At 61.4% G+C, this 15,269-nt stretch carries 10 protein-coding genes and 1 pseudogene; 4 read left to right on the top strand and 7 right to left on the bottom strand.

Annotated features, from left to right (window positions below; genetic code table 11):
- Window position 1 precedes the first annotated feature (1 nt).
- The 6 genes and pseudogenes from ACQ4MS_RS14810 to ACQ4MS_RS14785 form a co-directional block, all read right to left on the bottom strand.
- The gene (locus ACQ4MS_RS14810; protein WP_431095388.1) at window positions 2–1,522 is read right to left on the bottom strand and encodes an MFS transporter; all 1,521 of its coding nucleotides are present in this window, start codon (window positions 1,520–1,522) and stop codon (window positions 2–4) included.
- Window positions 1,519–2,379 carry a DUF899 domain-containing protein gene (locus ACQ4MS_RS14805; protein ID WP_431095387.1) on the bottom strand — a complete coding sequence of 287 codons (861 nt, stop codon included), beginning with the start codon at window positions 2,377–2,379 and terminating at the stop codon, window positions 1,519–1,521. Before ACQ4MS_RS14805 ends, ACQ4MS_RS14810 begins: the two co-directional genes overlap by 4 nt.
- 59 nt (window positions 2,380–2,438) lie before the next feature.
- Window positions 2,439–2,816, bottom strand: a complete 378-nt coding sequence (locus tag ACQ4MS_RS14800; protein ID WP_431095386.1) for a VOC family protein — start codon at window positions 2,814–2,816, stop codon at window positions 2,439–2,441.
- A gap of 62 nt (window positions 2,817–2,878) precedes the next feature.
- Window positions 2,879–3,280, bottom strand: coding sequence for a GFA family protein (locus ACQ4MS_RS14795; protein ID WP_431095385.1), 402 nt, complete (start codon window positions 3,278–3,280; stop codon window positions 2,879–2,881).
- Window positions 3,281–3,299: 19 nt separating this feature from the next.
- Window positions 3,300–3,662, bottom strand: a pseudogene (locus ACQ4MS_RS14790) (SRPBCC family protein); the annotation flags it as partial.
- Window positions 3,644–4,138 carry an ArsR/SmtB family transcription factor gene (locus tag ACQ4MS_RS14785; RefSeq protein ID WP_431095384.1) on the bottom strand — a complete coding sequence of 165 codons (495 nt, stop codon included), beginning with the start codon at window positions 4,136–4,138 and terminating at the stop codon, window positions 3,644–3,646. The pseudogene ACQ4MS_RS14790 and the gene ACQ4MS_RS14785, both read right to left, overlap by 19 nt.
- A gap of 256 nt (window positions 4,139–4,394) precedes the next feature.
- Here ACQ4MS_RS14785 and ACQ4MS_RS14780 point away from each other — a divergent pair, with 256 nt between their 5' ends.
- The 3 genes from ACQ4MS_RS14780 to ACQ4MS_RS14770 all read left to right on the top strand — a co-directional run bounded on the left by ACQ4MS_RS14780 (window position 4,395) and on the right by ACQ4MS_RS14770 (window position 6,695).
- The gene (locus tag ACQ4MS_RS14780; protein ID WP_431095383.1) at window positions 4,395–5,453 is read left to right on the top strand and encodes an endonuclease/exonuclease/phosphatase family protein; all 1,059 of its coding nucleotides are present in this window, start codon (window positions 4,395–4,397) and stop codon (window positions 5,451–5,453) included.
- Between the two features lie 148 nt (window positions 5,454–5,601).
- The gene (locus ACQ4MS_RS14775) at window positions 5,602–5,982 is read left to right on the top strand and encodes a hypothetical protein (RefSeq protein WP_431095381.1); all 381 of its coding nucleotides are present in this window, start codon (window positions 5,602–5,604) and stop codon (window positions 5,980–5,982) included.
- A gap of 263 nt (window positions 5,983–6,245) precedes the next feature.
- Complete coding sequence (locus tag ACQ4MS_RS14770; protein WP_431095380.1) at window positions 6,246–6,695, top strand: VOC family protein; 450 nt, start codon at window positions 6,246–6,248, stop codon at window positions 6,693–6,695.
- Window positions 6,696–6,782: 87 nt separating this feature from the next.
- Here the strand turns inward: ACQ4MS_RS14770 and ACQ4MS_RS14765 are convergent, their stop codons facing one another.
- Complete coding sequence (locus ACQ4MS_RS14765) at window positions 6,783–12,335, bottom strand: PAS domain S-box protein (RefSeq protein WP_431095379.1); 5,553 nt, start codon at window positions 12,333–12,335, stop codon at window positions 6,783–6,785.
- 479 nt (window positions 12,336–12,814) lie between these two features.
- On the opposite strand from ACQ4MS_RS14765, the gene ACQ4MS_RS14760 reads away from it, so the two are divergent.
- Window positions 12,815–15,202: an ATP-dependent DNA helicase gene (locus ACQ4MS_RS14760; protein WP_431095378.1), complete on the top strand. Its 2,388-nt coding sequence runs from the start codon at window positions 12,815–12,817 to the stop codon at window positions 15,200–15,202.
- The last annotated feature ends 67 nt before the right edge of the window (window positions 15,203–15,269 follow it).

Genomic DNA, 15,269 nt, shown 5'->3' with positions numbered 1-15,269 from the left:
GTCAGGCGGCTGAGCCGGCGCGGGTCTGCCGCAGCATGACAGCGGCGAGGATGGCCGTGCCCAGCACCAGTGCAGCGCTGATGCCGGCGGTGACCTGGAAGGCCTGGGCATACGCATCGCGTGAGGTGCCGAGTAAGGCCGCGCCACTGGTGCCGGGTAATTCAGCCGCCACCGCCACAGCGCCGCCCAGCGTGCTGCGTGCAGCCTCCGCCGCCATGGCCGGCACATCGCTGAACACGCTGCCTTCCATCGCATGGCGATACACCGCCGTCACGACGCTGCCCAGCACGGCGATGCCGAGCGCGCCACCGAACTCCGAGCTGGTTTCCGAGATAGCCGCGGCGGCGCCGGCACGCTCCGGTGGCGCGGAACCCACAATCAGGTCGGTGCCCAGGGTGACTACCGGCGCCAGGCCCAATGAAAAAATCACGCTGCCGATCACCAGTGTGGCAAGACCCGAGGCGCCGCCTACCTGCGTCAGCACGCCAAAGCCCACAAAGGCCAGCGCCAGCCCACCCGTGACGGCCAGCCCGGCACGGATGCGCCGCGCAATGACAGGCGCCAGCATCGAGCCCACCACAAAACCCAGCGCCGACGGCACCGACCACAGGCCCGCTTCCAGTGGAGAAAGGCCAATCACGAGCTGCAGATACTGCGCGATGAAAAGAAAGGCGCCAAACGCACCAAAAAAACAGAAGGTGTTGATGGCCAGGGCCGCGCTGAAAGCGGGCACACGAAACAAGGCCAGGTCAATCAACGGACTGGCCAGTGTGCGTTGCCTGTGCAGAAAGGCCGCACCAATCGCCAGCCCGGCAAGAATGCAGCCAACGGCCAGCCAGCCCAGGCCGCCTTCTGCAATGCGCTTGAGGCCGTAGATGACGGCCAGCACGGCCGCCAGCGACTGCGCCGCGCTCAGCAAGTCAAGCCGGCCGGCGCCGGGGTCACGGTATTCGGGCAGCAGGATGGGGCCCAACACCAGCAGCAGCACCATCACCGGCACGCTGACCAGGAACACGGAGCCCCACCAGAAATGCTCAAGCAGCACGCCGCCGACCAGCGGGCCTATCGCGCCGCCCACCGAATAGCTGGTGATCCACACGCCGATGGCCACGGTGCGCTCGCCCGCATCCAGGAACATGTTGCGTATCAGCGAAAGCGTGGAAGGCGCCAGCGTCGCTCCGGCAATACCCAGCAGCGCACGCGTGGCGATCAGCATTTCAGCTGTAGTGGAAAACGCCGCCAGCACCGACGCGGCACCAAACGCGGCGGCGCCCATCAGCAACAGCCGGCGCCGGCCGATGCGGTCGCCCAGCGTGCCCATGGTGATGAGTGAGCCGGCAATCATGAAGCCGTAGATATCGACCATCCACAGCAATTGCGCGCCGGTAGGCTTGAGGTCGGCGCTCAGGTGCGGCACCGCGAGGTTCATCACGGTAAGGTCCATGGAATACAGGAGGCACGGCAGGGCGATGACGGCCAGCCCTATCCAGTCGCGGCGCGTGGCTTTGGGCGAAGCCGTCATGCAGCGCCGGCCTCGGCATGGCAGCACGCCGGTGCGGACTGGGTGGCCGGGGCGCTATGGACCGCTTTGTCAGCGCTGTGTGTGTCAGGGCTGTTTGTGCTGGCGTCATATTTATCATGGTGGCGCACCCATGCCATGGGGAAGGGCAAACCGCCTTCATCGCGCCCCTTGGGGGTGAGGTCCATGTAGCTGTAGGCGCCCACCAGCATGTCTGCGCCGCGGGCGTAGCTGGAATAGGTATGGAAAATGTTGCCCTGGCCGTCCTGGTAGAAAACGCTGACACCATGCAGCTCCTGCATGCCACCGCCCTCGACTTCATTCATGCGGTAGTTGTAGTCAAACTTTCCGCTGGCCAGCTCTTCGGGCGTGAAGGAGACGTGATAGTCGTGGTTGAAGTCATTGCCGAAGGATGACACCCACTTGAAGCGCCAGCCCATGCGGCGGTGGAAGGCGGCAAGGTCGGGCTGCGGCGCGTGCGACACCACGGCCAGCGTGATGTCGCGCGCCGCCAGGTGCGGCAAGGCGCCGTCGATGTGGTCTGAAAGGAAGGAGCAACTGGGGCAGCCTTCCTTCCAGCCGGGCCCAAACATGAAGTGATAGACCACCAGCTGGCTGCGCCCCTCGAACAGGCCGGCGAGGGTCTCCTTGCCCGTGGGGCCGTCGAATACATAGGGCTTGTCGACCCTGAGCCAGGGAAGGCGGCGCCGTTCGGCGCTCACCAGGTCCCGATGGGCGGTGAGTTCTTTTTCACGGGCCAGCAACAGCTGGCGAGCGGCAAGCCATTCACCTTTGGACACCACGGCGTGGAAGGCGGGGTTGGCAGCGTTTGCGGGGGGGGTTGCGGGGAGTAAGGTCATGGTGGAGGTTCCCTGGAGATGATCAGTTCAGTGATGGGTCGGGTTGCTGGAACAGTGGCCTACTGGTTCAGGATGTGCAGGATGTTGCCGTCAGGGTCTTTGCACCAGGCGCCCTTGAAGTCGCCGGCCACATGCACATCACCCTCCAGCCGCATGCCCGGCATGTCGTAATGCTCAAACACCACGCCCTTGGCCTTGAGTGCTTTCATGATGCTGTCGAATTCATCGCCTACACCCCAAGTGGCGGATGTGGCCTTGTTGGTACCGGCAAAGTCAGAGACATACACCAGGAGGACGGCAGTGCCGCTCTGGTAGGTGAGCACATCCTCTTCGGTGGTTTCAAGCGGCGTGAGGCCGAGCTTTCCTTCATAGAATTTTTTGGCGGCGGCGAGGTCCTTGACGGCGATGGTCGCCATGACGTTTCGGTTGGCAAGCATGGTGAGATCCTTTCATCAGGTGGTGTTAAAAAATGGTGGGAAACGGAAAGATGGCGGTGCCTTCAAAGGTGCCGCGTTTCGGCGGGCGGACGTTCCCAGTGGTTGTCACGACCGTCTTCAAACGTGACGGGCGCCCCGGCCATTTCGGCGTCGCTGGCATCAAGGCAGGCGACGTTAATGGCATATAACTCGCCGACAGGGCTGTCGGCATGCACGTGGCCGAATACTTTCACACCGCAGCGGCTGCAAAAGCTGTGCGTGATCATGTAGCCACCAAACTCGTAGGCCGTCAGCGTGTCTTTGCCCTGGAGCAGCCGAAAGGCCTGCGGCGCCAGCATGGCTTTCCAGAAGCGGGACTTCAGGCAACTTGAGCAGTTGCAGCGGCTGGTGCCCTCTGCCAGATCCAGATCGCATTCGACGCGCACGGCGCCGCAGTGGCAGGCGGCGGTGTAGGTTTTTTTCATGGTTCAGCCTTCAGCGCCTTCAGGCCATCAACAACCTGTCGAGCTTGCGGAAAGCGCCGCCCCAGCCCTCGTTATGACTGTCGCGCGCGGCCTGGTCGTAGAAGCGCTCGTGCTTGAAGACCAGTTCGGTGCCGGCGCCCGACGGCCTGAGCGTGATCGTCACCAGGGAGATGCGCTCGGGCGTGCTCTTCCAGCCCCAGTCAAACACCAGCTTGCCGTAAGGCGCAACTTCGAGGTAGGTGCCTTCCACGTCATGCGTTTCCTGGCCAGGCACACCGAACTGGATGTGGTAACGGCCACCCGCGCGCACGTCCATGTCGGCGATGGTCACCCTGCTTTCCTCCTCAGGGCCGAACCACTGCGCTAGCGCTTGCGGGTCGGTCCACGCGCGCCAGACTTTTTCGGGGGCGACGGGGTAGTGCCGGGTGAAGTCGACGGACTGTTTTCCTTGCGGTTGGTTTTGGGACTTGCCTTGCGTTGTGCTTCTTTCCATGGCGGGTTCAACTCCTCTTGGCGGTAAAGGTAACGGCCCAGTGCGTCCAGGCGCACAGACCAGAATTTCTCGTATCGGGAAAGCCACATGGCGGCCTCCTGCATGGGCTCTGGCGAGATAGCCAGGTTCACCACCCGTCCGTCTTTGGCGCGGGTGACCAGGCCCGCGCCCTCCAGCACCCGCAGGTGCTTCATGAAACCAGGTAATGACATGCCGTGCGGCTCTGCCAGTTCGCCCACCGAGAGATTGCCCTGCTCCAGGGTCTGCAGCACCTTGCGGCGGGTCGGGTCTGCGAGTGCGGCAAACACGGCATTGAGGGTGTCGGTTTCCACATCGCTTTCAACATCGTTTTTATACTTAACCATTTGGCTTAGTATTAACAAGGCAGCGACTCTTGTCAACCCGCCCACGGTAGAAAACTGTTTCTTTGTGTTGAAGTTGAACAGGCTGTCCACATTGGTGAGCCGGTGGGTACGGCAAATCAATGCGTAGCGGGCGTCTCGTCACCAAACCGTCACAAGAAAGCCTCACGCTGATACTTCAATTAGAGGATGCGACACGTTCCGGCGCTGCCTACACTGCCCAACGGATCACCATCACCACTACCCTGGGAGGCGTGCCATGCTGCTGTGCAACTTCAACGTCAACAACCTGTTTGTGCGCTACAAGTTCGGGAAGACATTTCCCGGTGACCAGAGCGGCAAGAGTGCCGTGGCAGGCGCCGCCTCCACCAACACCGGTTACCTGCCGCTTTACCAACCGGGCGCGTTCGAGATCTTCAACGCCGAGCAGCGCGAGCTCGCGGCGCTGGCCATCACGCAGGGGGGTGATGTCAGTCCCGACGTGGTGTGTGTGCAGGAGGTCGAAAGCCTGATCGCGCTGCGGGAATTCAACGACAGCTTTCTGGACGGCGCCTATTCTTACGCGGTGGTGCTTGACTCGCGCGACCTGCGGCAGATTGACGTGGGCATCCTCTCCAAATATCCGATAGAGAGCATCACCACACATGTAGACGACCTGTCGAGCGACCCGACGACAGGCCCATACACCTTCAGCCGGGACTGTCTGGAGGTGCGCGTGCGTGTGAGGAAAACAACCTCCGTGACCCTGTTCATCAACCACTTCAAGTCCAAGCTGGCCATGGGCAAGACCGAAGAGGCGAGAGCCAGGGAGAAGGAGAAGGCCGACCGCAAGCGCAAGCTGCAGGCGGACACGGTGGTGAAGCTGCTGAAAGAGCGCTTTCCGGGCCCCGAATTCAAGTCCGGCTATTTCGCGGTGCTGGGTGATTTGAACGACACACCGCTGGCGCCCCAGCTTTCAGGCCTGTGCGTGAAGGCCGGGCTGATAGACGCGTTGGCGGCGCTGGAGCCGGCGGAGCGATGGACGCATTACTGGAAGGCCAAGAACAGCGTGTCGCAGCTGGACCATGTGCTGCTGTCGCCGGCGCTAGCCGGCAAACTGAAGAAAAATGGCATCCATATCGAGCGCCGCGGCATCGGTTTCAGGTCTGAATCCAAAAAAGTTGATGGCGGCTATTTGCCCAGGCAGGTCCGTGTCGAGGTCATGGAGGACGACCCGAACCCCGAGCACATCGATTTTCAGTTCGAGCGCTTTGCCGAAGTTTCCAGCGGCAACGTAGCTTCGGACCATTGCGCCGTTTTTCTCGAATTCAAGCTCTAGGCCAAAAATGCCGCGGGATATCGCGCAAAGAAATGTGTCCGGCACCTGCCTGCATGTAAACCGGCGCAACACCCTGCAAGAACGCTGGCATCAGGGCCGGGGGTAGCATCCAATGATGCTTATGACTGACTACTCCCGCAGGAAACCCATGAACCAGCCCACGACAGCAACATCCTCCAACACTTTTCCGAGCCTGGACCGCCCCCGGATTTATGGGTTGTGGTCTTTACTGGCCCTGGCTGCCGCCGCCACCCTGCTGGCTACGCAGGTGCAAGCCCAGCCGGCGGAGCCAGCCGCCGCGGCTTCGGCGACCTCTGCTGAGTCGACAACAGCCGCCAAGTACGATCCCAAGGATCTGGAACGCGCATTCAACTTTATGGATAAGACCAGTGACGGCAAGGTCAGCCGCGACGAAGCGTCAAACTTTCGCGGTGTCTCCAAGCACTTTGACCAGGCGGACCTCAACAAGGACAACTTTCTCTCACGCGAGGAGTTTGACAACGCGATGAACCGCAGCAAGGCGCATTAGCCCTCAGCCTTAAAGCGGCATCAAAGTGCCCGGGAGCGCGGAGCATGCTGGCCGAAGACGTGGCAGGCGCGCCATCAACTGCGTGAAGAACACCGGACCCAGACCTGCTCCCTGACCTCACACTACTCAGCGCCGAGCCATTGCTTTTTGGCGGCGGGGGAGCCAGGATATGACTATTGCGTCGGCCGCACGCGTCATTTTTTCAAGGCCGGCGCAGGGCTCCCCGCTAGACTTGCTTTTTCATCTCCATGCCAGGAGGCGATATGGCCACCCACGAACTGTTTGCATACATCCACGTTAAAAATGCCGTCGAGGCGATGGCGTTTTACACCTCGGTTTTCGGTGCCACCGAAAAATTCCGGCTGACAGAGCCCGGCGGGCGCATTGGCCACGCCGAACTGGATTTTGATGGCGCCACGCTGATGGTTTCAGAGGAATTCCCGGAGTACGGTATCGAGGCACCCGATGCCAACGCGCCCGCCACGGTCACGCTGCATCTGCATGTTGACAACTGCGACGAGGTGATTGAGCGCGCCCTGAAAGCCGGTGCAAGGCTGGAAATGGCGGCACAGGACCAGTTCTATGGCGAACGCTCCGGCAGCTTTCGCGATCCGGCCGGCTACCGCTGGAGCGTGGGACACAGCATTGAAGCGGTATCACCTGAGGAAATGCAGCGCCGGTACACGGCGATGATGAATTCACCGCCTGCTTGAGGATGCTATTAAAAATATAGCAACTCGCGCCCGTTATTAACGGTCAGAGGTCGAATTTCATGGAAATCCCCGCAGCACTGTGACGGTTCAGGCGCCGTCTTGCGGCGAGGCGGCCGGCAGGCCCTGTCCAAGCACGCGCCGCAGCGTTTCGAGGAGCTCGGTGTTGGAGGTTTTGGCTTTGACCAGCACGGCGGCTGCCCGCGTCGCCTGAGCCCTGTCCACCTCCAGCGCCGAGAAAATCACCACCGGCGGCGGGCCGTTCATTCCCTCGATGTCTTTGAGCAAATCCCAGCCCGAGCCGCCAGGCAGGCTGAGGTCCAGCAGGACCAGGTCGAAGCGCTGCTCCTGCAACCGGTCGCGCGCTTCCTGCACCGTGTCGGCAAAAACGAAGGTTGCAAACCCCTGGGCAATGGTCGCCGCGATGCGCTGGATATCCGGGTCGTCTTCAACGTGCAGGATGACAGCCCGGGCTTCGGTCGAACCGGCAATGGCGCGCCGCACGCCGAGCACGAGCATGTTTTCGTCGATGGGCTTTTCCAGCCAGTCCGACACCGTCAGGGACTGGTCATTGAACTGCACCCGGCCTTCAGCCGCCGAGGCCGACACCACGACGATGGGCACGTCGCGTGTGTGCAATTGGGCGCGCAGCGCCCGGATCAACGCAATGCCATCCTGGTCGGGCAGTTTCAGGTCTATGGTGACGGCGGCGTACCGTTTTCTTGCCAGCTCCGCCATGGCCTGCTTTGCCGTGAATACCGTTTCAGTGTCAAAGCCGCCCTTGTCGAGCATCATGCTGATCAGGCGCGAGATGTCCTTGTCGTCCTCGCAGATCAGGACGCGCTGCCGCTGCTCAACCAGGGCGGAGAACCCGGAGGTGCGGACCGGCGAATCCACCCATTCGGGCAACTCGAAGAAGAAGGTGGTGCCGGCCCCGGCCTCGGTATGAAAACCGATGCTGCCGCCCAGGCGCTCGATGATGGCCCGTGAAATATTGAGGCCCAGGCCTGTGCCGCCTTTCTGGCGGGTGTCGGAGGAGTCGGCCTGGGAGAACTTCTGGAAGATGCGGTTGCGGAACTCCTCAGGGATGCCAGGCCCGTGGTCCCGCACTTCGACCCTTATGCCGGCATCGCTGCGTGACACCTGGATATCTACCGTGCCGCCTTCGGGTGAAAACTTCATCGCATTGGAGAGCAGGTTGGTCACCACCTGCGTCAGCCGGTCGCTGTCCACCCTGACCTGCAACTCCTCGTCCGGGAAATCAAGCCGAAGATGCACATTTTTGGCGGCACCGTATCCCTCGTTGGCAGCCAGTGCCTGCGCCAGCAAGGGCTCGAGCTCGACAACCTGGAAGTCCAGCGTCATCTTGCCGGACTCGATCTTCTCGATGTCCAGGATATCGTTGATCAGCCGGATCAGGCGCTCACAGTTGGTCTTCGCGATACCCACCAGCGTCTTGACGGTATCGGGCAACTGGCCGGCGACACCGCCGGAAATAAGGCCCAGCGAACCCCGGATCGAGGTAAGCGGCGTGCGCAGCTCATGGCTGACCGTCGAGACGAATTCGCTTTTCATGCGGTCTATGCGCTTGAGTTCGGTGACGTCGTTGGCCAGCGTGTAGAAACCGATCACCTTGCCCTCATCGGGGCCGTCGCCGTAGCGCGGGAAATAATTGACCACATAGTCGCGCATGCCGCCACGGGCTGTTTTTTGCGCGCGTTCGTAGACAACGGGGTAGCCCTGCAGCACTTCGTCCACCCGGGGCTTGACTACCGCATACATCTCATCACCCAGGATTTCACGGATGGTCTTGCCTTCGAGCTGCTCATTCGTCAGGCCGAAGACTTCCTCATAGGCCCGGTTGTGAAAGCGTAATTGCTGATTGGCGTCGGCGTAAGTGATCCAGGCCGGCACGGTGTCGGTGATCTCGCGCAGCTGCGCCTCGCTGGTGCGCAGGGCCTCGGTGACACGGCGCATTTCGGTGGTGTCGCGGCCCGTGCCGCGATAGCCGGTGAATTTCCCGTTAGCGTCGAATTTCGGCACGCCACTGATGCTGAAGTAGTGCAGCCGCCCCTTGGAGTCCAGCCGTGTACTTTCAAGGTCGCGGAAAACCTCGTGCCGGGCTATCGTGGCCTTGTACTTGGCCAACGCGGCGGCTTCGATGTTGATGTAGTCGAGTTCCCATGGAGTTTTGCCATGGGCCGATTTTGTGATGCCCGTGGCGCTTGGGACTTCTCCGGGAACTTCGACGAAGCGGAAATTCTCGTCCTGCTCCCAGAACCAGTCGGACGACAGCGCGGTGAGCGCGCGAAAGCGCTCCTCACTTTCCCGCAGGACCTGCTCGGTCTCCTTGCGCTCGGTGATGTCCTGGATCTGCGCGATAAATTGAAGCGGCTTCCTGTCCGCATCCCGCACGAGGGAGCAGCTCATGTAGCCCCAGACAATGCGACCGGACTTATGGATGTAGCGCTTTTCGACGTGGAAGGATTCGATCTCCCCGGCCAGGGCCCTGCGGCGCTGCTCCAGGTCCCATGCGATATCGTCGGGATGCGTCAGGTCATGGATGGTGCGCGAAAGCATCTCCGCCTCTGAATACCCCAGCATCTGGCAAAAAGCGGTGTTGACCTTGAGCCGGCGGGAGTCAATGCCGATCAGCGTCATCCCGATGGCCGCATGCTCAAACGCGTTGCTGAACTGCTTGTCGCTAACCGTGAAGACATCGTTGTCCGTGCTGATGGACTCGTTCACCCTGAGGCTTGCGCCTTCCGAGTCATTCACTGCAGCGGCGCTGCCGCTCAGTGCGATGCCTGAATCCTCAAACGAGGACTCCCCGGGCGGCATGGCGCCGGCCTGCTCACCTCCGAGTGTGAAGTAAAAAGTGCTGCCCTCCCCCACTGCCGAGTTGGCCCAGATCTTCCCGCCGTGGCGGGTGATGATGCGCTTGACGGTCGCCAGCCCGATGCCGCTGCCGGCGAACTCATCGGGTGAATGCAGCCGCTCAAAAGTCCCAAAGAGCTTGTTGGCGTAGGCCATATCGAAACCGGCGCCATTGTCCCGCACAAAGTACACCGTCTGGCCGTCAGGCCCCGCTTCCTTTCCGACCAGGATTTCGGTATGCGGTTTTTTGGACGTGAACTTCCAGGCATTGGCGATCAGGTTCTCCAGCACCTGGCGGAGCAGTGCCACGTCCGCCCGGCCCCAAAGGTTGGGCTCGACGGTAATGCGCACCAGGCGCTCGGGATCGTTTTCTATCCATTGCTTGATGATCTTGGCCGCCTCGGCGCTGATATCGACAGATTCCCAGTTAAGGCTGGTCCGCGACAGCTGGGCCAGAGAAAGCAGGCCATCGGTCAGCTCACCCATTCGATGCACACTGCTGCGGATGCGGCCCAGGAAGTGATGCGCGCGCTCACCGGATTCGCGCGGGACCGCTTTTTCAAGCAGCGCGCAGAATCCATCAATGGTGCTCAGCGGTGTGCGCAGGTCATGCGCCACGGAGTACGAGAAGGCCTCGATCTCCCGGGTGGCGGCTTCCAGCTGGGCGGTCCTTCGCAGCACGCGCTTTTCCAGGTTGACGTTGAGCTGGACAATCTCCTGCTCCGCCTGCCTGCGTTTGCTGATGTCGGTAATGGTGCTGACATACCCCGACGGCGCGCCATTTCCCTCCACCAACGGCTGCACGTTGATCAGTGCCCAGAATTCACTGCCATCGGACCTGCGGTGGCACACCACACGGTTCAGCTGCGGCTGGCCGGTGCGAACGGCGGCAACACTGGGCCACTCTTCCCTGGGCATTGGCGTGCCGTCTTCACGGAACCTCAGCCATTCCGGCTCAACTGAAGTCTGGCCTTTCAGCTGGGCCAGGGTCCTGCCAAGAATGCGCTCGGCGCTGGCATTGCAATCAACAATGTGGCCCTCTGCGTCCCGCAGCACCACCCCCTCGACCAGCGCGCCCACCACCGCACGGAAGCGGGCCTCGCCCACCCGCAACGCCATCTCCACTTCCTTGCGCGACGTAATGTCGGCACCAACGCCCCGATAACCCTCAAAGACGCCGTCGTCGTCAAACATCGGTTCGCCGCTCACGCTGCGGTAAATGACGCGACCATCCTCATTGGTCAAACGGTATTCAAAATTGCGGAACGGCAGATGCGCCTGCAAGACAGCCTTGTGCTCTTTCCAGGTGCCGACAAGCGGTGCAGAGTTGGGAAGATCCCATCGGCATTGCCCCTCTCCAATGACCTGGGTTCCCAACGCGAAACGTTGCGGGTCATTGGAAACAAAGACATTGCGGAAGTTTTTATCCTGCTCCCAATACCAATCGGACGAAAGACCGGTGAGGCTGCGAAAACGCTCTTCGCTGCGACGCAGTTTGGCTTCAGCCTCAAGGCGCGCAGTGATGTCGGTACCCACGCCGTGGTAGCCGGTGAAACGGCCATTGGCATCCACCATGGGCTCCCCGCTGATGCTCAAGGTCACACGGCTGCCGTCTTTTTCTTCGCGTTCGTATTCAAAGTTGCGGAAAACTTCGTGGCGTTCCAGCTGGGCGCGGTGGTTGGCCCAGAGCTCCTCGTTGGCCGGACTGTGATCGATCTCCCAGCGCGTTTTACCGATATGCTCACTGATCACACGCCTGGCTTCTTCCGTCTTGCCACCGGACAGCTTGGTGAACCGGAATTTTTCGTCGGTCTCCCAATACCAGTCGGACGAAAGGCTGGCCAGGCTGCGGAATTGCCGCTCGCTGCTGCGCAGGCGCGCTTCATCGGCCAACTGCTGGGTAATGTCTTCAGCGATGACCAGGACATGCGTCACCGCACCGCTGGAATCCTTCAGCGGGACCTTGCGCATGTGGACGTGAATAGCGCCCCTGTGTTTTGTATAGGTAAGCCGGTCAGGGAACTCCTGCATCTCACCTGAGGCAATCAGGCTCAAGTCCGCCGCATACATATTGTGGGCATGGGCCTTTGGCCAGAGATCATGAACCGTGCGGCCCAGCGCTTCCGCGCGGGTGACGCCGTACAGCTCTTCTGCCGCCCGGTTCCAGGCCATGAAGCGATGGTCCTTGGCGGATTTCATGTGCAGGGCGACGGGGAGGTTCTCAACGATGTCGTCGAGCAGGCGGGCAACCTTGCGTTCTTTTTCCTCGGCACGCCTGCTTGCCGTGACATCGCGTGTGATACCGCGATAACCCACGAATTCCCGATGCTTGTCGAACACCGGCACACCACTGATGGAAAAATAATGCGCGACGCCGTCGTCCAGCACGCGTATGTACTCGAAATCACGGAAGGGCTGGCGTTCGGCCAGCACGGCCCGGTGGTCTTCCCAGGACATGGTGACCGGAAGTGCACCGGGCAGTTCCCATCGGCATTTGCCGACGGAGCTGTCGAGATCCTTATCCCGTGATCTGTTGCTGAACTCGGCCGCGAAATCGGTGAACCGGTACTGGGCATCCTGCTCCCAATACCAGTCTGACGAGATGGTGACAAGGCTGCGCAGGCCGCTGATATCGTCCCTGAGCGCTTCAACCATGTGCCGCTGCTCGGCGATTTCGAGCTTCAGCGCATCATTGGCGGCTGCCAGCGCAAGCGCTTCATCCTGCATGCGCTGCTGGGCTTGTGCGGGGGTCTCATCACGCTTCATTGCGGCACCTCCCCAGCGGCAACCGCTCTGCCCGGGGAAGGCGTGGGCGTTCCCATCAGGCCAAGCTCACGGTGGACTGGGGTGAATGCGCTTGGCAAACTGAGGTTCATCCGCCGATGGTGACTTTCTTAGCAAAGGGGCGGCTCTACAGGCCCCGCCTTGAGTAGTTGCCGCACTGCAAGTGTGTAATGCTGCATTTATTTACGCTATAGGACAACACCCTGATTTCTTTCGGACGTGTCTTCCAGCAGACTGGCTCATTTTTTGCATACTTAAGACCTCTTAAAAAGAGATCAAATAGGTCCTCCGAATTACATGAAGTACGGACCTGCACCTTGGTAATTATTACCATCACGCCGCCCAAATAGTCTGGGGGTATTCCAGCGGCAGCCCGGTTGCTTGCAGAGGTAGTTCCCAGCGGGTTGCGCTACCATGAACCCCCTCCTCCCCCGTCTCCCTGACCAGAGAGCGACTACCGATTGAAATACCTTGTGGCCGTCAGGGCCCTGTGCGAGTTCACGGCCAAGCATGGCGACCTGGACTTGCGCTTTACGCCGTCGCCTTCCGCGCAGGAGGGTATGGCCGGGCACGCCTTGGTGGCTTCGCGCCGCGGAGGGGCTTATGAGGCCGAAGTCAGCCTGGAGGGAGAGTACAAGACCTTGCGGGTGCGCGGCCGCGCCGACGGCTATGACCCGGAGCACAACCAGCTTGAGGAGGTCAAAACCTTCAGGGGCGATCTGCACGCCATGGCCGACAACCGGCGGAACCTGCACTGGGCGCAGCTGAAGATTTACGGCTGGCTGTTGTGCGAGTCCAGAAAATTGCAGGACATCAACCTGACGCTGGTGTACTTTGACGTGGCCAGCACGCAGGAAACCCCACTGACCGAACATTTTTCCGCGGCGTCGCTCAAGGAGTATTTTGAAACGCAGTGTGAACGTTTCCTCGCGTGGGCGGACCAGGAGCTGGCGCACCGCCAGGCGCGCGATGCGGCGCTGGCCAGGCTGGCCTTTCCGCACCCCACCTTCAGGCCCGGCCAGCGCGAACTGGCCGAGGCGGTTTACAGAACCGCGCAAGCCGGCACCTGCCTGATGGCGCAAGCGCCCACCGGAATCGGCAAAACCATCGGCACGGTGTTCCCGCTGCTCAAGGCTGTGCCGAAAAAACAGCTCGACAAACTTTTCTTCCTGGCGGCTAAAACACCGGGCCGCAAGCTGGCGCTGGATGCCCTGGACCGGATCAAGGGCAGCGCCGGTACCCATGAGCAGCCCCTGCCCTTGCGCGTTCTGGAGCTGGTTGCGCGGGACAAGGCCTGCGAGCATCCGGGCAAGGCCTGCCACGGCGATGCATGTCCACTCGCCAAAGGTTTCTACGACCGCCTTCCCCTGGCTCGCAGCGCGGCGGTAAAGCATGCTGCCACACACGGCACACTGGACAAAAGTGCGCTGCGCGAATTGGCGCTGGCCCACCATGTGTGTCCCTACTACCTGAGCCAGGAGCTGGTGACATGGTCGGACGTGGTCGTGGGCGACTACAACTATTACTTCGACACCAGCGCATTGCTGCACGGCCAGACCGCCGGCAACCAGTGGCGCGTGAGTGTGCTGGTGGATGAGGCGCACAACCTGGTAGAGCGGGCGCGCAAGATGTATTCCGCCACCCTTGACCAGGCAGAGCTCCAGCAAGTGCATGCCACGGCTCCCCGTGCCGTCAAGGGAGCGCTTGAGCGGCTCAACCGGAGCCTGAATGAATTGCAGCAGCCGCAGCAGGCCGCGGACGAACACTACCGGGTCTATCCGGAGCTGCCGGCTTCTTTCCTGAAAGTACTGGGGCAGGCGTTGACCCAGGTCACCGACTTCCTGCTGGCCAACCCCACACGCATGGACGGCGCGCTGCAGGACTTCTACTTCGAGGCGCTGCACTTTTCGCGCATGGCCGATGCCTTCGGCGAACATTCACTGTTTGATGTAACGCTACTGCAGGACAACGGTAGCAATGAGAACAGCGGAAGCGTCTTCGGCGGGCAGGTCACGCTGGGCGCCGGAGCTGGACAGAGCTGCGCCGTACTGAACATTCGCAACGTGGTGCCTGCGCCTTTCCTTGCGCCACGCTTTGCCGCTGCGCAATCAACAGCGCTGTTTTCCGCCACGCTGAGCCCGCAGAATTACTACGCCGACACGCTGGGCCTGCCCGCCGGCACGGTATGGTCGGACGTCCAGTCGCCCTTTCTGGCCGAGCAGCTCCGGGTGTCGGCGGTGAGCGATGTTTCCACGCGCTTTCAGGACCGCGATGATTCGCTCTCACCCATCGTGGACCTGATGGCGCGGCAATACGATGCCAAGCCGGGCAACTACCTGGCGTTTTTAAGCAGCTACGACTACCTGCAAAAGCTCGTCAAGCTGTTTCGGCAGCGCTACCCGCACATCCCCGCGTGGGAACAGACGCGTGGCATGGAAGAAACTGCACGCGATGCCTTCCTGGCGCGGTTCACGCCGGCCTCGAAGGGCATCGGTTTTGCGGTCCTCGGTGGCTCCTTTGCCGAAGGCATCGACCTGCCAGGCGACCGGTTGATTGGTGCCTTCATCGCCACGCTGGGCTTGCCGCAGGTCAACCCGGTGAACGAACAGATCCGGGAACGTATGGGTGCGAACTTTGGCGCCGCCCAGAGTTACGACTACACCTACCTTTACCCCGGCCTGCAAAAAGTGGTGCAGGCCGCAGGGCGTGTCATACGCACCACCTCGGACCAAGGTGTGGTGTATCTCATGGACGATCGCTTTACCCGCCCCGAAATACAAAACCTGTTGCCCGGATGGTGGGAAGTGTCGCGCGTGCGCGCCCGGCACAAGCAAACATCAGTGGTCTGAACCCCGCTCGAGGCTACCCAAATTAAAAGGCCCGCAAATGCGGGCCTTTTGATGGGGCGAATAATTG

The organism is Polaromonas aquatica (assembly GCF_050626995.1).
GTDB lineage: Bacteria > Pseudomonadota > Gammaproteobacteria > Burkholderiales > Burkholderiaceae_C > Polaromonas > Polaromonas aquatica_A.
The sequence above is the reverse complement of the archived record's forward strand: the minus strand, read 5'-3'. Positions and strand labels throughout refer to the sequence as shown.

Excerpts from the sequence above, each read along its gene's own strand:
- ACQ4MS_RS14810 (WP_431095388.1), bottom strand. The coding sequence starts at position 1,522 with ATGACGGCTTCGCCCAAAGCCACGCGCCGCGACTGGATAGGGCTGGCC.
- ACQ4MS_RS14805 (WP_431095387.1), bottom strand. The coding sequence starts at position 2,379 with ATGACCTTACTCCCCGCAACCCCCCCCGCAAACGCTGCCAACCCCGCC.
- ACQ4MS_RS14800 (WP_431095386.1), bottom strand. The coding sequence starts at position 2,816 with ATGCTTGCCAACCGAAACGTCATGGCGACCATCGCCGTCAAGGACCTC.
- ACQ4MS_RS14795 (WP_431095385.1), bottom strand. The coding sequence starts at position 3,280 with ATGAAAAAAACCTACACCGCCGCCTGCCACTGCGGCGCCGTGCGCGTC.
- ACQ4MS_RS14785 (WP_431095384.1), bottom strand. The coding sequence starts at position 4,138 with ATGGTTAAGTATAAAAACGATGTTGAAAGCGATGTGGAAACCGACACC.
- ACQ4MS_RS14780 (WP_431095383.1), top strand. The coding sequence starts at position 4,395 with ATGCTGCTGTGCAACTTCAACGTCAACAACCTGTTTGTGCGCTACAAG.
- ACQ4MS_RS14775 (WP_431095381.1), top strand. The coding sequence starts at position 5,602 with ATGAACCAGCCCACGACAGCAACATCCTCCAACACTTTTCCGAGCCTG.
- ACQ4MS_RS14770 (WP_431095380.1), top strand. The coding sequence starts at position 6,246 with ATGGCCACCCACGAACTGTTTGCATACATCCACGTTAAAAATGCCGTC.
- ACQ4MS_RS14765 (WP_431095379.1), bottom strand. The coding sequence starts at position 12,335 with ATGAAGCGTGATGAGACCCCCGCACAAGCCCAGCAGCGCATGCAGGAT.